Below are 21,309 nucleotides of genomic sequence, written 5' to 3'. Positions count from 1 at the left end.
CGAGGAGTGACTCCCTCCAGCAATGGACGGATCGTCCGGCAATACCTGCGCCGCCCCCTCTCCGGAGGCGGCGGCATGATCGTCTCCCTCCTGCTGCTCGTCGCGGCCTTCCTCCTGATCCTCGCCAACGGCTTCTTCGTGGCCGCCGAGTTCGGTCTCGTGACCGTCGAGCGCGCCGAGGCCGAGCGGGCCGCGGCCGCCGGCGACCGGCGTGCCCGCACCGTCGTCACCGCCCTGCGCGAGCTGTCCTTCCAGCTCTCCGGCACCCAGCTGGGCATCACGCTCACCTCCCTCGTCGTCGGCATGCTCGCCGAGCCCGCGCTCGCCGGCCTCCTTCACGGGCCGCTCACCGCGACCGGGCTGCCCGAAGGGGCCGTCTCGGGGATCTCGGTGGTGATCGGGATGCTGCTCGCCTCCGCCGTCCAGATGGTGGTGGGCGAGCTGGTACCGAAGAACTGGGCGGTCTCCCGGCCGCTCCAGGTGGCCCGCTTCGTGGCCACCCCGCAGCGCCGCTTCTCCACGCTCTTCCGGCCGGTGATCTCCCTGCTCAACCGGGTCGCCAACCGCCTGGTGCGGCTCCTGGGCGTCGAGCCCACCGAGGAGCTCGACTCGGTCCGCACCCCCGGTGAGCTGGTCTCCCTGGCCCGCCACTCGGCCCTGGCAGGCGCCCTCGAACAGGACACCGCGGACCTCTTCGTACGGACCCTGAGCCTCGGCGGTCTCACCGCCGAGCAGGTCATGACCCCGCGCGTGAAGGTCAGCGCGCTCCAGTGGGACGCCACCGCGGCCGACGTCCTCAACCTCACCCGCGCCACCGGCCTCTCGCGCTTCCCGGTCTACCGGGAGCGCATCGACGAGATCGTCGGCATGGTCCACCTCAAGGACGCGCTCGCCGTCGCGCCGCACGCCCGGCTGCGTACCCCCGTCGGCCGGATCGCGGTCCCCCCGCTCCTCGTGCCCGAGACGCTGCCCGCCCAGACCCTCCTGGAGCGGCTGCGCAGGGAGCAGCCGATCGCGGTGGTCGTCGACGAGTACGGCGGCACCGCCGGTGTCGTCACCCTCGAGGACATCGTCGAGGAACTCGTCGGCGAGGTCCGCGACGAGCACGACACCGTGGCCGACGGGCGGCCGGAGCTGGCCGCCGCACCCGCGGAGGAGGGCCGGCCCGCGTGGGACGCCGACGGCTCCTGCCGGGTCCACGCCCTGCGCCGGATAGGCCTCGACGTACCCGACGGGCCGTACGAGACCGTCGCCGGGCTGGTCGCCGACCTCCTCGGCCGCATTCCCGCCCCCGGCGACCGGGCGGAGCTCCCGGGCTGGCGGCTCTCGGTGCGTCAGGTCGACCGCTATCGCGCCGAGCGTGTACGCCTCGTACGGACGGAGCCGAGCGCGGACCTGGACCGGCCCACGCACCTGGACCCGGCGAAGCACCGGGACCCGCTCGCGGCCCCGGTCGCGGCGCCCGCTTCCGCCTCGCTGGTCGCGGAGGGCGTCCGATGAGCACCCTGCAGCTCCTCTTCGCCGTCTTCCTGGTCCTGGCCAACGGCTTCTTCGTCGGAGCCGAGTTCGCCCTCGTCTCCGTCCGCCGCAGCCAGATCGAACCGCTCGGCGGCGCCCGCGCCATGAAGGTCCTGCACGGTCTGGAGAACCTGCCGCAGATGATGGCCGCCGCCCAGTTCGGCATCACCGTCTGCTCCCTGACGCTCGGCGCCGTCGCCGAGCCGACCGTCGCCCGTCTCCTCGAACCCGTCTTCCACGCGGTCGGGGTCCCCGAGGGCCTCATCCATCCGCTCGGCTACGTCATCGCCCTCGCCGCGGTCGTCTTCCTCCACCTCGTCATCGGCGAGATGGTCCCGAAGAACCTGGCGATGGCCGCGCCCGAGCGGACCGCGCTCTGGCTCGCCCCCGGTCTGGTCGGCTTCGCCCGGCTGTGCCGTCCGGTGACGGCAGCGCTCGGAGCCTGCGCCCGGCTCGTCCTGCGGGCGTTCAAGGTCGAGCCGAAGGACGAGGTGGAGGCGGTCTTCACCAGGGTCCAGCTGGGTCGGCTCGTCGAGGACGCGGGGCAGGCCGGGCTGCTGGAACCTGCCGAGCAGGAGCGCCTCGAGGACGCCCTCGAACTGGGCACGCGCCCGGTGACGGACGTCCTCATCGCACGGGCCTCCCTGGTCACGGTCCCGCCGACGGTCACCCCGCGCGAGATCGAGGAGCTGACCGTACGCACCGGGTACTCCCGCTTCCCGGTCCACGCCGAGGGGAGCACCACCCTGATGGGCTTCGTCCACGTCAAGGACGTCCTCGACCTGGACGACCGGGAGCGGGCCGTGCCGCAGCGGCTGTGGCGACCGATGGCGACGCTCCGCGCCGAACTGCCGCTCGACGACGCGCTCACCGTGATGCGCCGCGCCGCCACCCATCTGGCACAGGTCGCGGACGGCTCGGGCCGGGTCCTGGGCCTGGTCGCTCTGGAGGACGTCCTGGAGACCCTGGTGGGCGAGGTCCGCGACCCCGCGCACCGGGTCCGGCCCGCGTCGGTCTAGTACCCCGGCGGCTCCTCGCGAGGGCCGCGGTCGATCGGACCGCGGCCCGACAGGACCTCGCCGTACGCCTGCATGAGGTCCGCGAGCCGGAGGGTGGCGAGGTCCTCGCGGGTCGGGGTGTTCGGGTATCCGGAGAGCCGCAGGTCGCGGTAGGCGCAGGACTTCTCGTACAGGGTGCGGAGGAAGCGCCCGTTGCCCAGCTCGTCGATCCAGCCCTGCTCGACGACGTGCGCGCTGATCGAACGCAGCTCCTCCAGTGCCTCCTCGTCCCATCCGTCCCCGTCGGCCGCCGCGAGCACCTCGCCGATGGCGGTCAGTTCCAGCGGCCGGTACGAGGGGAAGTCGACGCGGGTGGTGAACCGGGAGGACAGCCCCGGGTTGGTGCTGAGCAGCCGGTCCATGCCCTCGGGGTAGCCGGCCAGGATCACCACGAGGTGGTCGCGGTTGTCCTCGGCCCGCTTGAGGAGGACCTGGAGGGCCTCGTCCCCGTAGGCGTCGCCCTTGCTGTATCCGGTGTTGGAGAGCGCGTACGCCTCGTCCACGAAGAGCACCCCGCCGACCGCCGAGTCGATCAGCTCATTGGCCTTGATCGCGGTCTGTCCGAGGAACTCGCCGACCAGATCGGCCCGCTGGGCCTCCACCAGATGGTCGCCGCCGAGGAGGCCGAGGGCGTAGAAGACCCGGCCGAGGATGCGGGCGACCGTGGTCTTCCCTGTGCCGGAGGGGCCGGAGAAGACGAAGTGACGCTTCGGCGGCTGGACCGGGAGGCCCTGACCGGCCCGCAGCCGTGCCATCTCCAGCTGCGCGGACAGTGCCTTGACCTGCCGCTTCACCGGTTCCAGGCCGACCATGCCCTCCAGCTCGGCGAGCGCCTCCGCGAGCCGTACGGGATCGGTGGGCCCCGCCGGGAAGCGCGGCGGCACCGGCTGCGAGGGCAGCGGCGCCTTCTGCCGTACGGTCTCCGGAGGTGTGACCGGCGCCGCGGGCGGTACGGGTTCGGGGGCGAGCCGCAGCCCGTCGCCCAGCGGCCCGGTGTCGGGCTCCGCGCCCGGCGCGGTGTCCACGGCGTCCTGGCCGAGGCCCCCGCCGAGGGTGCCCAGGGCGACCGTCGCCAGCCCGGCCGGGTCCTCCACGCCGTCGTACCCGTCGAAGCCGTCGTACTCGGCGATCGCCGCGAGGCGGGCGGCCGTGTCCATGAACGTCGGGTCGATCCGGTGCACGGCCCGGTAGAGGGGGAGGGCGGCGGCGCTGCGCCCGGTGCCCTCGTGGGCGCGGGCGAGCCAGTAGCGCAGCTCCTTGCGCTGGGGCTGCTCGCTGCGGCACCGCATCAGCGAGGCCGAGAGCAGCGGCTCGGCCTGGCCGTACATCTCGAGCCGGACCCGAGCCATGCCGCCGAACAGGCCGGCCTCGATGCCGAGCAGCGGGTCGTCGACGAGGGTCTCGGTGTGCCGTACGAGCTGGTCCCAGTCCTTGACGAGATAGGAGCGGCAGGCGTGCAGAAAGCGCACCTGGGGGTCGGTGTCGACCGGCGGGAGCCCCGCGAGCGCACGGTCGAGCTCCGGCACGTGCCGTCCGTCGAGCCAGTGGGAGGCGTGGGCGAGCAGCAGGTCGCGCGAGGTCTCCAGGACCGGCTGCACCCACCAGCCCAGCCAGTACCAGGAGTTCAGGGCCCGCCGGTACCGGGACCGCTGTTCGCCGAAGCGGTCGCGGTTGCGGTACATGCGCAGCAACGCGGTCGTGGTGTCGACCCGGAGCGCGTGCAGCCCGAGCCAGGCGTCCGCCATCCCCGGGTCGATCCGTACCGCCGTCCGGAACTCGTCCTCCGCCTGCGGATAGGCGCCCATCGTGTAGGCGTCGACTCCGCGCAGCCAGGCGAGTTCGGCGGGGGCCTGCGCGCCCTGTGTGCCGATGTCCATCGGGTCCCCCACAACCGTCTACGCATGGACGGGATTTGACCGCACCTGGGGGCATCGTACCTGCGCAGGGGGTGTGCGCTTAAGGAGAAGCACATGATCCGGAAGCGGTGACCCTGGGTGAGCGTCAGGGGTCGTGAAGGGCCCGGGAAAGGGCCGTCAGAGGCAGAACGAAGCCCCCGATCACGGGGGAACAACCGGGGGCTTCGTGTCTGCGGCGGCTCCGAAAAGCCGCACATTCAGAACGTAAGACCTGTACGCCCCTTGGGTCAAGCGGAGTTGAGGCACTTGCGAAAGCGGACTTCCGGCCCCTCAGTTCACGGACAGGGAGCCGTCACGGTGTGTGATGATCTGGTCCGCGCCCGCTGTCACACCCGGCCCCGGAAGCCAGTCGTACCCCTCCGCGCACTCCCGTACCAAGGTGCCGGCGAAGGGCCGGGAGGCGTCCTCGGCGAAATGGCGAGTCTCCGCCACGGTCCAGCCGTCCCAGAAAACGGCCTGGTCCGGACCGTCCCGGCGCCGGCCCCGCGCCCAGGACTCCGACGCGCCTCGCTCCATCCACAGCAGCCACGCCAGGAACGGCCGCACCGCCCGTCGGCCCGCGCCGACGCCCTCGACGAGCACGACCGGGGCCGGGGGCAGCTCCCGCGCCGCTCCGAAGCGCCGCAGCCCCCAGTCGTACGGCCGGTAGGACGCCGCCTCGCCCCGCGCCAGGGGAGCGAGGACCTGCTCGCGCAGCCGATCGGTCCACTCGAAGAGCTCCTCGTGCGTGGCGAGGTCGTCGAGGTGGAGCACGGGCGCGTCACCGAGGACGGTGGAGAGACGGGCCGCGAGCGTGGACTTGCCGGAGCCCGCGTGCCCGTCGACCGCGATCAGCCGGACCGGGCCGCAGGAGGGCGGCAGCCGGAGCAGCGCGTGCGCCGCGCGGTCGAGGTCGTTCATGCGCCCCAGCCTAGGGGAGGGGGACCGCCGCAGGTCAGGACGGTACCGCCGCCAGCGGTCGAGACCAATATTGGTGCGGCGACGCGTGGCGAAGTGCTGGCGGGCGCGGGCCGGGAGCCGGGATAGTGGGCCCGCCCAGCAGATCCGTACGCCCACCGTTCTCGACTGGGGGTCACCGCCCATGACCAGCTCCACCCCGCGCAGAACCGTCCTCGCCGCAGCCCTCGCGGCGGCAGGAACGGCCGCCGCCGCTCCTGCCGCCGCCACGGCGTCCGCCGCCGAGTGCGCCGGCGACTGCGGCCCGACCGCCGCCCCTGTCCGCGCGGCGCCCGACGACGCCGCGCCGGGCCGCGCCCCCGCGCCCGGCCTCGTCGACAACCGCTTCTGGTCCTCGTACACGGACTGGAGATGCGGCAGCGCCGCAGGAACCAGGGCCGTCGCGGGCCGCCGCCCCGCCCTGCTCCTCGCCGCCCCCGCCGGGATCACCGACTACACCGACCCGCACACCGGGCGGACCTCCCCCTGGGAGTACGCGAGCTGGACCTCGCCCGTCCACACCCCGACCGTGCCCGCCACCGAGGTCATCGCCTCCTGGAACGCCGACACCCCGCCCGGCACCTGGCTCCAGGTCGAACTGTCCGGCGCCTACACCGACGGCACCTCCACCCCCTGGTACGTCCTGGGCCGCTGGGCCTCCGGCGACGGTGACATCCGGCGCACCTCGGTGGACGACCAGACCGACGGCAAGAGCACCGTCTGGACCGACACCCTCGCGATCGACGACGCGGCGAGCGGGCTGCGGCTGGCCTCGTACCGGCTGCGCCTGACGCTGTACCGCACCCCGGGGAGCGGCCTCACCCCGACGGTGTGGCGGCTCGGCGCGATGGCGTCGGACATCCCGGACCGCTTCACGGTTCCGGCCTCCGCGCCCGACGCGGCCCGCGAACTGATCGTGCCGCGCTACTCGCAGAACACCCACGTCGGGCAGTACCCCGAGTACGACAACGGCGGAGAGGCGTGGTGCAGCCCGACCTCCTCGCAGATGATCGTCGAGTACTGGGGGCGCCGGCCCTCGGCCGAGGAGCTGGCCTGGGTGAACCCGGCCTTCGCCGACCCGCAGGTCTGCCACGCGGCCCGCCACACCTACGACCACCAGTACGAGGGCTGCGGCAACTGGCCCTTCAACGCCGCCTACGCGGCCTCGTACCCCGGCATGAACGCGGTGGTCACCCGGCTGCGCTCGCTCACCGAACTGGAGACGCTGATCGAGGCCGGAATCCCGGCCATAACGTCCCAGTCCTTCCGCAAGGAGGAGCTGACGGGGGCGGGATACGGCACCGCGGGCCACCTGATGACCGTCATCGGCTTCACGGCGGACGGCGACGTCATCGCCAACGACCCCGCGTCACCGGACAACGCGGCCGTCCGCCGGATCTACCGACGCAGGGAGTGGGAGAACATCTGGCTCCGCACGAAGCGCTACGACGCGAACGGCAAGGTCAGAGGCGGTACGGGCGGGGTCTGCTACCTCTACTGGCCCGTCGAGCCGACCCCGGGCCAGCACCGGGCGCTGCGGGCGCTCGGCCTGGTGTGAGCGGGGTCCGGCACTCGGGTGCGTGGCGGAGGGCCTCGTCCGTCCGACGGTGGGGGGAGGGGAGAGCGGCGCAGTGGTCTCCGGCACAGGAGCGGGGCGCCGTCTTCCCCTCCCGAACGCTCCTCGGCCTTGCGGCGCGCGGTTCCCGAGGCCCTCGGCGGCGCCCGGCGCGGCGGCGCGGGGCCGGGGGACGTGACCGACATCTCTACCCCGGGGCCCTCCGCGTACCGCAAGGTGGTCGCCATGACCTCCACCACCTACACCCGCCTGCTGATCCGCGCCCGGACGGGCGGCCCCGAGGACGACGACCGAGGGCCCAAGCTGCTCGAACACGTCCTCGGGTGGACGCTGGTCGTCCTCCTCGCCGTACTCGTCACGCGCGCCGGCCTCATGTGAGCCGGGGCGGCCCTGGACGCCTTCCGTCCGTGTGATCCGCCGGTCATACGCGTGAGCCCCGGGCCACGGGCGGGCATACTCCCCGCGATCCCGCGCGCGGCACGCCCGCGCCCGGCAGGGAGGAGCGCCCGGCCATGGCCGAATGGAACGCGGACGGCGTGGAGCGCCGGCTGCCCACCGACGAGGCCCGCGAGCTGCTCGCCCTGACGCGGGACATCGCCCGGCGGGAGATCGCGCCCGCCGCCGCGGAGGAGGAGGCCGCCGGGAAATTCCCCCGCGAGCTGTTCACGCTGCTGTCCCGATCCGGACTGCTCGGACTGCCGTACGACCCCGTGTACGGCGGGGGCGGCCAGCCGTACGAGGTCTATCTGCAGGTCCTCGAAGAACTCGCCGCGGCCCGGCTCACCGTGGGTCTCGGCGTGAGCGTCCACACCCTCTCCTGCCACGCGCTCGCCCACTACGGCACCGACGAGCAGCGCGCCGCGCACCTGCCCGCGATGCTGGGCGGAGGTCTGCTCGGGGCGTACTGCCTCTCCGAACCGTCCGCGGGATCGGACGCGGCGGCGCTGCGCACCAGGGCCGTCCGGGAGGGCGCGGACGGCGACTGGGTGATCGACGGAACCAAGGCGTGGATCACCCACGGCGGCATCGCGGACTTCTGCACGGTCATGGCCCGTACCGGTGGCCCGGGTGCGCGCGGCGTCACCGCGTTCCTGGTGCCCGGTGACGCGCCGGGGCTGAGCGCGGCCCCGCCCGAACGGAAGATGGGCATGAAGGGCTCCCCGACCGCGCAGCTCCACTTCGACGGGGTGCGGGTGCCTGACGCGCGGCGCCTCGGCGCGGAGGGGCATGGCTTCACGATCGCGCTCGACGCGCTGGACTCGGGGCGGCTCGGCATCGCCGCCTGCGCGGTCGGGCTGGGCCAGGCGGCGCTGGACGAGGCGGTGGCGTACGCCAGGGAGCGCCGCCAGTTCGGCCGGCCGATCGCCGACTTCCAGGGGCTCCGGTTCCTGCTCGCCGACATGGCGACCCGGGTCGAGGCGGGCAGGGCGCTCTGCCTGGAGGCGGCGCGGCTCCGCGACGAGGGGCGACCCTTCGGCCGGTGCGCGGCCATGGCGAAGCTGTTCTGCACGGACGCCGCCATGCGGGTCACGACGGACGCGGTGCAGGTGCTGGGCGGGTACGGCTACACGGCGGACTTCCCGGTGGAGCGGTATCTGCGGGAGGCGAAGATGCTCCAGATCGTCGAGGGCACCAATCAGATCCAGCGCATGGTCATCGCCCGTCACCTGGTCGGACCAGAATCCCGCTGACGCGCACCGTGCGGTCCGCCCAGACCGGGCCGGCGGCGAGCCGGGCCCACTCGTGGTCGCGATGGCCCGGGAGGGTGCGGCCCTGGCTCGCCCAGAGCGAGAGCACGGCCTTGAAGATGGGCGGGTCGGCTGCGACGGGGTGCGGGGCGGGCGCCTGTGCCGGCACGGGTACGGGGACAGGCGCGGGCGGTGTCGTCGGCGCGGGGGTCGGCGCCGACTGATGAACCGATTCTTCAGTGCGCGGCTCAGCCTGCCGATGCCGACCGAACCCGCTGGGAGTGGTGTACAGCGTGGTCATGCCCGGACCAACGCGCCCCGGCGGCCGTGGTCACCCCCGAACGGATTCGAGCGGCAGTTCGCCCGGTACCCGCTGCACGACTCTGGTCGCGCCGGGCAGAGCTGACGTACCGTCAGGTTCTCTCGCGCGAGCTCCCAGGAGGCCAGCCATGTCCGCGCACCGGCACGTCGACGACCGGCCCGTCCCCCTCGACGAATACCCCGTGCACCAGGCCCCGCTCTCGATGAAGCACCACGTCAGCGGCGACCGCAACGCCTACGACCGGTGCATCTTCCACGTCTTCGACCACACGGGCCGCGCCCTCCTCATCGCCGGCCTCGGCGTCTACCCCAACACCGGCGTCATCGACGCCTACGCCACCCTCAGGACCGGCGACCGGCTGCACGCCGTCCGGGCATCCGACGCCCTCGGCGACGACCGGATGAACCTCTCCGTCGGCCCGTTCTCCCTCACCGTCGACGAACCCCTCAAGCGCCTCTCCCTGCGCTGCGCCGCCGACCCCGGCGACCCCGACGGGCTCTCCTACGACCTCCACTGGACCGGCGACTTCCCCACCGTCTGGGAGCCCCACCACACCCAGCGCCACGGCGGGCGGCTCACCCTCGAAGGCCGCCGCTTCGTCCAGGCCGGCCACTGCACGGGCACGATCAGGGCCGACGGCGAGGAGTTCACGGTCACCCCGGGGGAGTGGACCGGCACCCGCGACCGCAGCTGGGGAGTCCGTCCGATCCCCGGCGAAGAGCCCGGCCGGGCCGCCGAGTTCCGGCCCGAGGGCTTCCACTGGCTCTGGATCCCCATGCGCTTCGAGGACCGCTTCCTCATGGTCGTCACACAGGAGGACGCCGACGGCTACCGCACCCTCAGCGAGGCCCTGCTCGTACGCGACGGCCACCGCGACACCCAACTCGGCTGGCCCCGCACCGAGATCACGTACCGCAGCGGCACCCGCCACCCCGAACGGGCCACCGTCCACCTCACCGACCCGACCGGAAAGCCCCTGGAGGTCGGCGTCGAGATCCTCGCCTCCTCCCCGCTCGCGGTCGGCGCCGGCTATCCGCCCGCCACCGACTGGCAGCACGGCACCTGGCAGGGCCGCGGCTGGACCGACCGGCGCGTCTACGACCTCTCCGACCCCACCGCCCACCCCATGGCCGCGTACGGCGTCACCGACCACGCCGCCCGCTTCACCCTCGACGGCCACACCGGCTACGGCATCTTCGAACACGGCTCCTTCGGCCGCCACGACCCCAGCGGATTCGCCGAACACACGTCAACGGCCCTCTGAGGAGACCCCCTTGACCACACCGCGCCCCCGCACCACCACCCGGGAACCCGAGGAGCTCGGCCGCCGCCTGACGGTCTGGCTGGACCGTCACCTGCCCGGCGCCCGCGTCACAGGGCTCGCCGTCCCCGGCACCAACGGCATGTCCAGCGAGACCCTGCTCTTCGACCTCCACCACCCCGACGCCCCCGTCCGCGGCTGCGCCCTGCGCCTGGCCGCCGACCCCGACGCGTACACCGTCTTCCCCGTGTACGACATGGCGCGCCAGCACCGGGTCATGCGGCTGGTCGGCGAGCACACCGACGTGCCCGTCCCGCGCGTGCTCTGGCTGGAGGAGGACCCCGGACCGCTCGGAGCCCCCTTCTTCGTGATGGCCCGCGCCGAGGGCCGCGTCCCGCCGGACGTCATGCCCTACACGTACGAGGGGAACTGGCTCCACGGCGCCACCGATGCCGAACGCGCCCTGCTCGAAGCGGAGTCCGTCTCCGTGCTCGCGCGGCTGCACGACCAGTTCCCGGTGAAGGAGGCCGAGTTCCTTCTGCCGGACGGCGCCGGAACCCCGCTGCGCCGCCACGTCGAGGCCCAACGCGCCTACTACGCCTGGGTGGTGGACGGGGTCGCCCCCTCACCGCTCATCGAGTCGGCCTTCGACTGGCTGGAGGCGCACTGGCCGGCCGACGAGGGGCCGGCCGTGCTCGGCTGGGGCGACGCGCGCATCGGGAACATCGTCTACGACGGCTTCACCCCCGCCGCCGTGCTCGACTGGGAGATGGCGGCCTGCGTCCCGCGCGAGGTCGACCTCGGCTGGACGGTCTACCTCCACCGCTTCTTCCAGGACCTGACCGTGGGCTTCGGCCAGCCGGGACTGCCCGGCCTCCTGCGCCGTGACGCCGTCGAGCGGAGGTACGCGGAACTGACCGGACACACCCCGCGCGACATGGAGTTCCACACCCTCTACGCGGCACTGCGGCACGCGATCGTCATGCTCAGGATCGCGTACCGCCAGGTCCACTTCGGCGAGGCCGCGGTACCCGCGGACCCCGACGGCCTGATCCTGCACCACGCCACCCTGGCGGCGATGGTGCGGGGACGCTACTGGTGAGCCCGCGCCCCCGGCGTGATCCAGACGAAAGGCGCTAGGCCGCGCGCCGCATCTGCGGCACCCGCATCGGACGCGAGCCCGGACCGCCCACGTGCGAGAAGGGCTGCGTGCGCCAGTCGAGGCCCTGGGGCAGCGTCAGGAGGAGCGCGGTGTCCTGCTCCTGGAGCTCCAGGGTCTCGTCGGCCGGGCGGGCCTCGGTCGCCGACAGGCCCGTGCCCGGGCACACCGTCAGGACGAAGGGGTTCCACGGCGTCGGGCAGAGCGCGTGCTCCGGAAGCACGTCCTCGTCCGCGAGCAGCGCGATGGGCTGCACGCACTCCGGGCAGATGACCCGGAACATCTCAAAGGTGTCGTACGCGTCGAGCTCGTCGGACGTCTCGACCGAATCAACAGGCTCCTGCATGGAGAATCTCCCCCTCGGGTGGGTCGGCCGACTCTGTACGGCCCCGACCACAGCAAGCACTTCCCATGCGGCCGTCCGCATAACCGTGTGACGGCTTCCCGGGCCTGACGCAAACCTGTGGCGTTCGTCACATGCCTGTCGCAGGTGCCCCGTGGCTGCCCATACCGGCCGATAGCGGTCCACCCCGGCGGTGCCCCGCCCCTCCCGGAGCAATAGGGTCACCGCATGGAGGAGCTGGATCGTCAGATCGTGGAGTTGCTCGTCAAGGACGGGCGCATGAGCTACACCGACCTGGGCAAGGCCACCGGCCTGTCCACGTCGGCGGTGCATCAGCGCGTCCGCCGCCTGGAGCAGCGCGGAGTCATCCGCGGCTACGCCGCCGTCGTCGACCCGGAGGCCGTGGGCCTGCCGCTGACCGCCTTCATCTCGGTCAAACCCTTCGACCCCAGCGCCCCCGACGACACCCCCGACCGGCTCGCCGACATCCCGGAGATCGAGGCCTGCCACAGCGTCGCGGGCGACGAGAACTACATCCTCAAGGTCCGCGTCGCCACCCCGCTGGAGCTGGAGCACCTGCTCAGCCGCATTCGCACCCAGGCCGGGGTCTCCAGCCGCACCACGGTGGTCCTGTCCACGCCGTACGAGGCGAGGCCGCCGCGCGTCTGACGTGCCCCAGGGGGGACCTGCCGGACAAACCGGGTCCCTCCAGGTCCTAGCCTGGTCGCATGAGTGAGTCCACGCCTGCTGCGTCTCCCGGCGAACACCGCACCGTGCTGCTGCGCGGTGGAGAAGTCCACAGCCCCGCCGACCCCTTCGCCACCGCCATGGTCGTGGAGCGCGGGCACGTCGCCTGGGTCGGCTCGGAGGGCGCGGCCGACGCCTTCGCCTCCGGCGTGGACGAGGTGGTCGACCTGGAGGGCGCGCTCGTCACCCCGGCCTTCGTCGACGCCCATGTGCACACCACGGCCACCGGCTTCGCCCTCACCGGGCTCGACCTGTCCTCCGCCGCCTCGCTCGCGGAGGCGGCGGAGCTGATCCGCTCCCACGCCGCCGCCCGCCCCGAGGACCGCATCCTCATCGGCCACGGCTGGGACGCCTCCCGCTGGCCCGAGCGCCGGCCGCTCACCCGTGCCGAACTCGACGGGCTGACCGGCGGCCGGCCGCTCTACCTCACCCGGATCGACGTCCACTCGGCCGTCGTCACCACCGCGCTCCTGGACCTCGTCCCCGGCGTCCGGGACCTGGACGGCTTCCACGACGGACAGCGGCCGCTCACCGGCGACGCCCACCACGCCGTGCGCGCCGCCGCCTTCGGCGCCGTCTCCGCGCGCCAGCGCACCGAGGCCCAGCGCGCCGCACGCGCGCGTGCCGCCTCCCTCGGCATCGGCACCGTGCACGAGTGCGGCGGCCCGCAGATCTCCTCCGAGGAGGACTTCACCGGCCTCCTGGACCTGGCCCGCGACGAGCCAGGTCCACGCGTCGTCGGCTACTGGGCCGACCTCGACGTCGAGCGGGCCCGCGCCCTCGGCGCCCTGGGCGCGGCCGGTGACCTGTTCGCCGACGGCTCCCTCGGCTCCCACACGGCCTGCCTCCACGAGCCCTACGCCGACCACGCCGACGCCACCCACACCGGAGCCGCCCACCTCGACGCGGCCACCGTCGCCCTCCACGTCGTGGCCTGCACCGAGGCGGGCCTCCAGGCCGGTTTCCACGCCATCGGCGACGCCGCCGTGACCGCCGTCGTCGAGGGCGTCAGGGCCGCCGCGGAGAAGCTCGGCCTGGCCAGGATCCGGGCGGCCCGGCACCGCGTCGAGCACGTCGAGATGCTCACCCCCGAGACGATCGCGGCCTTCGCCGAGCTCGGTCTGACCGCCTCGGTCCAGCCCGCCTTCGACGCGCTCTGGGGCGGCGAGGAGGGCATGTACGCCGACCGGCTCGGCGCCGAGCGGGCCAGGACCCTCAACCCGTACGCGGCGCTGCTCCGTGCCGGTGTGCCGCTGGCCTTCGGTTCCGACAGCCCGGTCACCCCGCTCGACCCCTGGGGCACCGTCCGGGCCGCCGCCTTCCACCGCACCTCCGAGCACCGGATCTCCGCCCGGGCCGCCTTCACCGCCCACACGCGGGGCGGCTGGCGCGCCGTGGGGCGGGACGACGCCGGGACGCTCGTCCCCGGTGCGCCCGCCGACTACGCGGTCTGGCGCACCGAGGAACTCGTGGTCCAGGCCCCCGACGACAGGGTGGCCCGCTGGTCGACCGACCCCCGGTCCGGGACGCCCGGTCTGCCCGATCTGTCGCCCGGCCGCGACCTCCCCGTCTGTCTGCGTACGGTCGTGCACGGGCAGACGGTGTTCGTACGGCCGAACGAGTGATGTAGGGATATGTCCCCCTCGGGACCTCGTTCCGCACCCTTGTCCCCGACCTGCGGATCTTCCCCTCCGGCCTGGCCTTTTGGGGCGTATTCGCAGGTCAAGCGGGTGTTGACAGTCGACCGGCAGGGGCGGGTAGGTTCTCCGCGTCCACCACAGGACGTCCGACCGGAGCGCCTCCCCGCACTCGCCGAACGCCGCCCGCGCCTCGGCCGCGAGGGAAGGTTTCTCCGGCGGAAGGTGCGACCCGGGTGGGGCCCGGATGTTCAGTAGACAACGGCTCTCGGTCGATCCGCAGCCGGCGGATCCCAGGTCGGACCGAAGGACGCCGGGCCCCGCACCGCACGTGGACGGCGCCGACCGCCCCGCCCGCACGCCCCCCTGTACCGCAACCTCGGCCGCCCCGGGCGACCGCCGCGCCGGAGCACTCCGAGGACCTCGCTATGGTGGGGGCCTGCGTATGTATCCGAAGGGGCAGTAGTGAACGACGGTGGCCAGAGGCGTTACGGCCCGCTCGGCAAGGCCTTGGTGATCATTCCGACCTACAACGAGGCGGAGAACATCAAGCCGATCGTCGCGCGGGTGCGGGAAGCCGTACCCGAGGCGCATGTTCTCGTCGCCGACGACAACAGCCCTGACGGCACGGGCAAGTTCGCGGACGAGCTCGCGTCCGACGACGACCATGTGCACGTCCTGCACCGCAAGGGCAAGGAGGGGCTCGGCGCCGCCTACCTCGCCGGCTTCCGGTGGGGCATCGAGCACGGCTACGGCGTCCTCGTCGAGATGGACGCCGACGGCTCCCACCAGCCCGAGGAGCTTCCGCGGCTGCTCACCGCCCTCAAGGGCGCGGATCTGGTCCTCGGCTCCCGCTGGGTGCCGGGCGGCCGCATCGTGAACTGGCCGAAGTCCCGCGAGTTCATCTCCCGGGGCGGCAGCCTCTACTCGCGCGTGATGCTCGACGTGCCGATCCGGGACGTCACCGGCGGCTACCGGGCCTTCCGCAAGGAGACCCTGGAGGGCCTGGGCCTGGAGGACGTGGCCTCGGCCGGCTACTGCTTCCAGGTCGACCTGGCCCGCCGCGCGGTCGCCGCCGGCTTCCACGTCGTCGAGGTGCCGATCACCTTCGTGGAGCGCGAGGTCGGCGACTCGAAGATGAGCCGGAACATCGTCGTCGAGGCCCTGTGGCGGGTCACCGGCTGGGGTCTGTCGGCCCGGGCCGACAAGGTCGGCAAGATGCTGGGCCGCAAACCCTCCTGAACCCGTCCCGGGCCCGGGTCTCCCGGTCCCGGGCACTGCCGGACGTCCTGATCCCCCCTTTACGACGTTCCGGCGGGGTCCCAGGCACACTGGGGCCATGACGACCGGCGCACCGCCTCCCCTCGCCCCCAAGCGCTCACGCGCGCGTACGTACCTTCCGCTCGGCGTCGCCGCCTGGCTGGTCCTGGAGATCTGGCTGCTCACGGTGGTGGCGGACGCGGCGGGCGGACTGACCGTCTTCGCCCTGCTCGTCGGCGGTGCCGTTCTCGGCGCCGCCGTCGTCAAGCGGGCGGGCCGGCGTGCCTTCCGCAACCTCACCTCCACCTTCCAGCAGGCCCAGGCCGCAGCGCAGAGCGGCACGATGCCCACGGCGCCCGAGCGAACCGGCGCGGAGGACCGCAACGGCTTCCTGATGCTCGGCGGGCTCCTCCTGATGATCCCCGGCCTGGTCTCCGACGCGGCCGGTCTGCTGCTGCTGATCCCTCCGGTCCGCTCCTTCCTCGGGCGGTACGCGGACAGGGCCGCCGAGCGCCGGATCAACGCCGCACCTCCCGGCAGCCTCCAGGACGCCTTCCAGCAGGCGCGCATCCACCGCCCCGACGGCAAGGTCGTGCAGGGCGAGGTCATCCGCGAGGACGCCGCCAGGGGCCCGCGCGGGGCCGACGAGGACCGCCCGCCCCTGACTCCCTGACCGCTCACGAAGAACGCCGCGGGGCCCGGTACACAGATCGTGTACCGGGCCCCGCGGCGTTGTTCGTCCGGGTGAGATCCGCTAGGCGGATTTCCGGCTGTCGCGCGGATGCACGGCGATGTTCATGGCGCCGGAACGAAGGACGGCCAGCCTTTCGGCGAGGACCTCCTCCAGTTCCTCGCGGGTGCGTCGCTCCATGAGCATGTCCCAGTGCGTACGCGCAGGCTTGCCCTTCTTCTCCTCAGGTCCGTCCCCGTCAACCAGAAGTGCCTGGATTCCGCAGACCTTGCATTCCCACTCCGGCGGAATCTCCGCCTCGACCGAGAAGGGCATCTCAAAGCGATGTCCCTTCTCGCATGCGTACTCCACCGCCTGGCGCGGGGCCAGATCGATGCCGCGGTCGGTCTCGTAGCTCGTCACCACGAGGCGCGTGCCGCGAAGAGCTCGCTCACTCATGAATCGTGCCTCCCGGGCTTGTCGCCCACAGGACAGGTGTCGCTGTCGTCGTTATCCGGTCAACGTCCGGTCGGCGGTAAAGATTCCCGTGCCGGGTCATGCGTCGCCCGTCGTGCCGCCCCTTGTTGTACCCACCAGTGCCCGTTTTGTCACATCTGGCGGCAGACGTGACCCGGTGTCTTCACCAAAGCAGCACGCAGTAACGGTCCGCCTGGCAGGCCAAACGCGTACACTACCGCCCTTTCAGTGCCACGTCTAAATTCGGTCGGGCATCGGGTTCCCCGCGGCCTCCACCGCACGCCGCACCGGCACCCGGGCGAGCAGCGCGAAGCCGACCACGAAGAAGATCACCAGGGAGATGATGGCATCCCGGTAGCTTCCGGTCAGCTGATACGCGAGACCGAACACGAGTGGCCCCAGCCAGCTCAGCCCGCGATCGCTCATCTCGTACGCCGAGAAGTACTCCGCCTCCTTGCCGCGCGGGATCAGATGCGAGAACAGCGAGCGCGACAGGGCCTGGCTCCCGCCCAGCACCAGGCCGATCGCGGCGGCCAGACAGTAGAAGAACACGGGCGCGTCGGCGGGCAGGAAGTAGCCCGCCACCAGGATCAGCGTCCACACCGCGAGCGAGGCGAGAATCGTCCGCTTGGCGCCGTACGACCGGGCGAGTCGCCCCATTCCGAGCGCGCCCGCCACCGCGAGCACCTGGACCAGCAGGACCGCGGTGATGAGGGTGGTCTGGTCGAGGCCCAGCTCCTCCGAGCCGTACACGGACGCCTGGGAGATCACCGTCTGGACGCCGTCGTTGTAGACCAGGTAGGCGAGGAGGAAGGAGAGCGTCAGCGGGTGCCGGCGCATGTCCTTGAGGGTCGCCCGCAGCTGGCGCCAGCCGCTGCCGACCGGGCCCCCGCCCGCCCTGTCCGGCCCGTCCGCGGCGACCCGCCGGTCGCGCAGCCGCCGTAGCGGCACGAGGGTGAAGGCGCCCCACCACACACCGGCCGAGGCCAGACAGATCCGGATCGCCTCGCCCTCCGTGAGGCCGAAGGAGTCATGGCCCGAGAAGAGGACCAGGTTCAGGACGAGGACCAGCGCCCCGGACGTGTACCCGAAGGCCCAGCCGCGGGAGGAGACCGCGTCCCGCTCGTCCGGCTGCGCGATCTGCGGCAGATAGGCGTTGTAGAGCACCATGGAGACCGAGAGCGAGGCGTTCGCCACGATCAGCAGGAACGCGCCCAGCAGATACCGGTCACCCGCCAGGAAGAACATCCCGGCCGTGGCCGTCGCCCCGAGATAGGCCGAGGCGGCGAGGAGCGGCTTCTTGCGGCCCGTCCGGTCCGCCACCGCGCCGACCAGCGGCATCACCAGGATGGCGACCACGATCGACGCCGACACCGCGTACGCGAAGAGGGAGCCGGCCCGCACCGGGATCCCGAGCGGGTGGACGAAGCCCTCGGTGTCGGCCGCCGCCCGTGCCACCGAGGTCAGGTACGGGCCGAGGAAGACGGTGAGGACGCTCGTCGAGTACACCGAGCAGGCGAAGTCGTAGAAGTACCAGCCCCGCTGTTCCCGCCGGCGCTCGGCGCCGCCGGTCGCGTACTCCTCCGGCTCGGTGGTTCCCGTGGTCATGGCCGCGCCCCCTCGTTCGTCCCCGTGAGCCTGCCCGGCGGACCGGACCGGTGATCCGGGCCCGTGTCGCCGGGGCGCGCGCTCAGACCCACGCGCCCCGCTCGGTCAGCACCGAGCGCAGCGTCTCCAGCTGATCGGTCATGATGCCATCCACCCCCAGGTCGAGGAGAGAGTGCATACGGGCCGGATCGTTCACCGTCCACACATGGACCTGGAGCCCGCGCGCGTGCGCCTCCCGCAGGAAACGCCGGTCCACGACCGTGATCCCGCCCTGCCGCTCGGGGACCTGCGCGGCCACCGCGCCGGCCCGGACCGCCGCGGGGATGCCGAACGAGCGCAGGCGCAGTCCCAGCACCCCGCTCACCCCGTACGAGGTGGCGAGCCGGGGACCGGCCACGCGCTGCGCCCGTGCCACCCGCGCCTCGGTGAAGGAGCCCACGCAGACCCGGTCCCAGGCGTCGGTCCTGCGGATCAGGTCCACCAGCGGGACCAGGGCCGACTCTGCCTTGAGGTCCACGTTCCAGCGGACCTCGGGGAACTCCGCCAGGAGGTCCTCGAAGAGCGGCAGGGGCTCCTTCCCCGCCACACGGGCCTCCCGCACGGCCTCCCAGGGCAGGTCCCGGATCCGGCCCGTGGCGTCCGTGACCCGGTCGAGGGTCGCGTCGTGGAAGGCGACGAGCGCCCCGTCCGCCGTCGTGTGGACATCGGTCTCGAAGTAGCGGTAGCCCGCGGCGGCGGCCCGGCGGAAGGCGGCCGCGGTGTTCTCCAGGCCGTTCGCCGTGCCGCCGCGGTGCGCGAACGGCAGGGGCGACGGGTGGTCGAGATAAGGGTGGCGTACGCGAGTCACCGCCGCAGTATGGCCTGCTCGGGTGTCGCCGGGGCGACCGCGGTGCTGCCGGAGTCCGGCTCGGGAACGGCGAACCAGCGCAGGAAGAACTGCGCGAGCGGCCCGATCGCCAGCGCGTAGAGCACCGTGCCGACGCCGACGGAGCCGCCGAGGAGGAACCCGGTGGCGACGACCACCACCTCGATCGCCGTCCGCACCAGCCGGATGGACCGGCCGGTGAGCCGGTGCAGACCGGTCATCAGACCGTCGCGGGGACCCGGGCCGAAGCGCGCCGCGATGTACAGGCCCGTCGCGAGCCCGTTGAGGACGACGCCGGACACGAGCAGCGGCACCTGCCCGGCGAGACCGTGGACGTCCGGGACCAGGGCGAGGGTGCCGTCGATCGCCAGACCGATCACGAACACGTTGGAGACGGTGCCGAGACCGGGCCGCTGCCGGATCGGTATCCACAGGAGCAGGACCGCCGCGCCGACGATGATCGACACCACGCCGATGGTCAGCCCCGTCTTCTCGGAGAGCCCCTGGTCGAGGACGCTCCAGGGCGAGAGGCCGAGACCGCTGCGCACGAGCAGCGCCGCGCTGGCCCCGTAGAGCGCCAGGCCCACGTAGAGCTGGATCAGTCGGCGGGTGAGGTGCCGGCCGTGGAGACCGGAGGCGATGGACAAGGGACTTCCCCCAGGGTGGTGTCAGTGGACTGGTTCGTGACACTCTGTGGCCAGGGAATGGGTGCCAACCATGGCCAATTCGAGGAAGGTGGACTGATTCCGATGGCCCAGTGGACTTCGGCGGTAGGACCGGCTCAGCTCGCGCGGCAGCTCCAGGCGCAGCAGCCGAGGCCCGCCGGACCCGGCGCGCGCAAGCCGCCCGCCTACCGTGCGCTGGCCGACGGCATCCGCCTGCTGATCCTCGAAGGAAGGGTCCCGGTCGCCGCCCGGCTCCCCGCCGAACGGGAACTCGCCCTCGCCCTCACCGTCAGCCGTACGACGGTTGCCGCGGCCTACGAGGCGCTCCGCGCCGAGGGCTTCCTCGAATCCCGCCGCGGGGCCGGCAGCTGGACCGCCGTACCGGCGGGGAACCCCCTGCCCGCCCGGGGCCTCGAACCGCTGCCCCCCGAGTCCCTCGGCTCGCTGATCGACCTCGGCTGCGCGGCGCTCCCCGCGCCCGAGCCCTGGCTCACCCGCGGCATCCAGGGCGCCCTGGAGGAACTGCCTCCGTACGCCCACACGCACGGGGACTACCCGGCGGGACTGCCCGCCCTGCGGCAGACGCTCGCCGACCGCTACACCGCGCGCGGCATCCCCACGATGCCCGAACAGATCATGGTCACGACCGGCGCCATGGGAGCCATCGACGCCATCTGCCACCTCTTCGCGGGGCGGGGCGAGCGCATCGCCGTCGAATCGCCCTCGTACGCCAACATCCTCCAGCTGATGCGGGAGGCCGGGGCCCGGCTCGTGCCCGTCGCCATGTCGGAGGGCCTCGGCAGCTGGGACATGGGCCGCTGGCGGCAGGTGCTGCGGGACGCGGCACCCCGCCTCGCGTACGTGGTGGCCGACTTCCACAACCCGACCGGCGCGCTGGCCGACGAGGACCAGCGCCGACAGCTCGTGGACGCGGCCCGCTCGGCCGGCACGGTCCTCGTCGTCGACGAGACCATGGCCGAGCTGCACCTGGACGACGACCTGGAGATGCCCAGGCCGGTCTGCGCCTTCGACCCGGCGGGATCCACCGTCCTGACGGTCGGCTCGGCCAGCAAGGCCTTCTGGGCGGGCATGCGCATCGGCTGGGTCCGTGCGGCTCCCGACGTCATCCGCTCCCTGGTGGCGGCCCGCGCGTACGCCGACCTCGGCACCCCCGTCCTGGAACAGCTCGGCGTGAACTGGCTCATGGGCACGGGCGGCTGGGAGGAGGCCGTGGCGCTGCGCCGCGCCCAGGCCAGGGAGAACCGGGACGCGCTCGTCGCCGCGGTGCGCAGGGAGCTTCCGGAGTGGGAGTTCTCCGTCCCGCGCGGCGGCCTGACCCTCTGGGTCCGTACCGGCGGCCTGTCCGGCTCCCGGCTGGCCGAGGCGGGGGAGCGGGTCGGCGTCCGTGTCCCGTCGGGGCCGCGGTTCGGCGTCGACGGGGCCTTCGAGGGCTTCGTCAGGCTGCCCTTCACGGTCGGCGGGCCGGTTGCCGACGAGGCCGCCGCCCGGCTCGCCGCCGCGGCCCGGCTCGTCGAGTCCGGCGCGGGCGGGGGGACGGAGCCGCCGCGGTCGTTCGTGGCGTAGCCGCCTTGCTTCACACGAA

General features: G+C 73.0%; 19 protein-coding genes. 12 read left to right on the top strand and 7 right to left on the bottom strand.

The features are described from left to right. Window positions 1–75: 75 nt before the first annotated feature. Both IO20_RS0118010 and IO20_RS36690 read left to right on the top strand, forming a co-directional pair. Complete coding sequence (locus tag IO20_RS0118010; RefSeq protein ID WP_031127408.1) at window positions 76–1,500, top strand: hemolysin family protein; 1,425 nt, start codon at window positions 76–78, stop codon at window positions 1,498–1,500. Next, window positions 1,497–2,537 (top strand): hemolysin family protein, encoded by a 1,041-nt coding sequence (locus tag IO20_RS36690; protein ID WP_051874547.1) that lies wholly within the window; start codon window positions 1,497–1,499, stop codon window positions 2,535–2,537. The genes IO20_RS0118010 and IO20_RS36690 overlap by 4 nt, the downstream gene beginning before the upstream one ends. On the opposite strand, the gene IO20_RS0118000 is transcribed toward IO20_RS36690, so the two are convergent. Both IO20_RS0118000 and IO20_RS0117995 read right to left on the bottom strand, forming a co-directional pair. After that, window positions 2,534–4,453, bottom strand: a complete 1,920-nt coding sequence (locus IO20_RS0118000) for an AAA family ATPase (RefSeq protein ID WP_030551968.1) — start codon at window positions 4,451–4,453, stop codon at window positions 2,534–2,536. The two genes, IO20_RS36690 and IO20_RS0118000, sit on opposite strands and share 4 nt — an antisense overlap. A 309-nt stretch (window positions 4,454–4,762) precedes the next feature. Next, a complete protein-coding gene (locus IO20_RS0117995) occupies window positions 4,763–5,392 on the bottom strand; it encodes a uridine kinase family protein (protein ID WP_030551970.1) in 630 nt (209 codons plus the stop codon). 181 nt (window positions 5,393–5,573) lie between these two features. On the opposite strand from IO20_RS0117995, the gene IO20_RS0117990 reads away from it, so the two are divergent. From IO20_RS0117990 to IO20_RS0117970, 5 genes are all read left to right on the top strand, one after another. Continuing rightward, on the top strand, window positions 5,574–6,986 hold the full coding sequence (locus tag IO20_RS0117990) for a C39 family peptidase (protein WP_030551972.1): 1,413 nt from the start codon (window positions 5,574–5,576) through the stop codon (window positions 6,984–6,986). Window positions 6,987–7,115: 129 nt separating this feature from the next. Then, window positions 7,116–7,382, top strand: coding sequence for an SCO1431 family membrane protein (locus IO20_RS41440; RefSeq protein WP_037635776.1), 267 nt, complete (start codon window positions 7,116–7,118; stop codon window positions 7,380–7,382). Window positions 7,383–7,516: 134 nt separating this feature from the next. Further along, window positions 7,517–8,695, top strand: a complete 1,179-nt coding sequence (locus IO20_RS0117980; RefSeq protein WP_030551974.1) for an acyl-CoA dehydrogenase family protein — start codon at window positions 7,517–7,519, stop codon at window positions 8,693–8,695. A gap of 446 nt (window positions 8,696–9,141) precedes the next feature. Next, window positions 9,142–10,278: an Rv3169 family protein gene (locus IO20_RS0117975; protein WP_030551977.1), complete on the top strand. Its 1,137-nt coding sequence runs from the start codon at window positions 9,142–9,144 to the stop codon at window positions 10,276–10,278. 10 nt (window positions 10,279–10,288) lie between these two features. Then, window positions 10,289–11,377 carry a phosphotransferase family protein gene (locus tag IO20_RS0117970; protein ID WP_030551978.1) on the top strand — a complete coding sequence of 363 codons (1,089 nt, stop codon included), beginning with the start codon at window positions 10,289–10,291 and terminating at the stop codon, window positions 11,375–11,377. A 34-nt stretch (window positions 11,378–11,411) separates the two neighbouring features. Here the strand turns inward: IO20_RS0117970 and IO20_RS0117965 are convergent, their stop codons facing one another. Then, entirely contained in the window at window positions 11,412–11,780 is a 369-nt protein-coding gene (locus IO20_RS0117965; RefSeq protein ID WP_037635774.1) for a hypothetical protein, read from the bottom strand. A gap of 225 nt (window positions 11,781–12,005) precedes the next feature. Here IO20_RS0117965 and IO20_RS0117960 point away from each other — a divergent pair, with 225 nt between their 5' ends. From IO20_RS0117960 to fxsA, 4 genes are all read left to right on the top strand, one after another. Continuing rightward, window positions 12,006–12,446 carry an Lrp/AsnC family transcriptional regulator gene (locus IO20_RS0117960; RefSeq protein WP_030204348.1) on the top strand — a complete coding sequence of 147 codons (441 nt, stop codon included), beginning with the start codon at window positions 12,006–12,008 and terminating at the stop codon, window positions 12,444–12,446. A gap of 59 nt (window positions 12,447–12,505) precedes the next feature. Continuing rightward, the gene (locus tag IO20_RS0117955; RefSeq protein ID WP_030551983.1) at window positions 12,506–14,149 is read left to right on the top strand and encodes an amidohydrolase; all 1,644 of its coding nucleotides are present in this window, start codon (window positions 12,506–12,508) and stop codon (window positions 14,147–14,149) included. A 477-nt stretch (window positions 14,150–14,626) separates the two neighbouring features. Then, complete coding sequence (locus tag IO20_RS0117950; protein ID WP_030551985.1) at window positions 14,627–15,403, top strand: polyprenol monophosphomannose synthase; 777 nt, start codon at window positions 14,627–14,629, stop codon at window positions 15,401–15,403. A gap of 97 nt (window positions 15,404–15,500) precedes the next feature. After that, window positions 15,501–16,094 (top strand): FxsA family membrane protein, encoded by a 594-nt coding sequence (gene fxsA, locus IO20_RS0117945; protein WP_030551987.1) that lies wholly within the window; start codon window positions 15,501–15,503, stop codon window positions 16,092–16,094. A gap of 81 nt (window positions 16,095–16,175) precedes the next feature. On the opposite strand, the gene IO20_RS0117940 is transcribed toward fxsA, so the two are convergent. The 4 genes from IO20_RS0117940 to yczE form a co-directional block, all read right to left on the bottom strand. Next, window positions 16,176–16,550, bottom strand: a complete 375-nt coding sequence (locus tag IO20_RS0117940; RefSeq protein WP_015032218.1) for an RNA polymerase-binding protein RbpA — start codon at window positions 16,548–16,550, stop codon at window positions 16,176–16,178. 255 nt (window positions 16,551–16,805) lie between these two features. Continuing rightward, window positions 16,806–18,176, bottom strand: coding sequence for an MFS transporter (locus IO20_RS0117935; protein WP_030551989.1), 1,371 nt, complete (start codon window positions 18,174–18,176; stop codon window positions 16,806–16,808). Between the two features lie 82 nt (window positions 18,177–18,258). After that, complete coding sequence (locus IO20_RS0117930) at window positions 18,259–19,023, bottom strand: glycerophosphodiester phosphodiesterase family protein (protein WP_030551991.1); 765 nt, start codon at window positions 19,021–19,023, stop codon at window positions 18,259–18,261. Further along, window positions 19,020–19,688, bottom strand: coding sequence for a membrane protein YczE (gene yczE, locus IO20_RS0117925; protein WP_030551993.1), 669 nt, complete (start codon window positions 19,686–19,688; stop codon window positions 19,020–19,022). Before yczE ends, IO20_RS0117930 begins: the two co-directional genes overlap by 4 nt. Window positions 19,689–19,790: 102 nt before the next feature. Between yczE and IO20_RS0117920 the strand changes: the two genes are divergently transcribed. Continuing rightward, window positions 19,791–21,290 (top strand): SCO1417 family PLP biosynthesis transcription factor, encoded by a 1,500-nt coding sequence (locus IO20_RS0117920; RefSeq protein ID WP_030551995.1) that lies wholly within the window; start codon window positions 19,791–19,793, stop codon window positions 21,288–21,290. Window positions 21,291–21,309 lie beyond the last annotated feature (19 nt).

The sequence above is a fragment of the Streptomyces exfoliatus genome (assembly GCF_000725545.1).
Taxonomy (GTDB): domain Bacteria; phylum Actinomycetota; class Actinomycetes; order Streptomycetales; family Streptomycetaceae; genus Streptomyces; species Streptomyces exfoliatus.
Note: the sequence above shows the minus strand (reverse complement) of the source record. Positions and strands in the feature narration are given on the sequence as shown.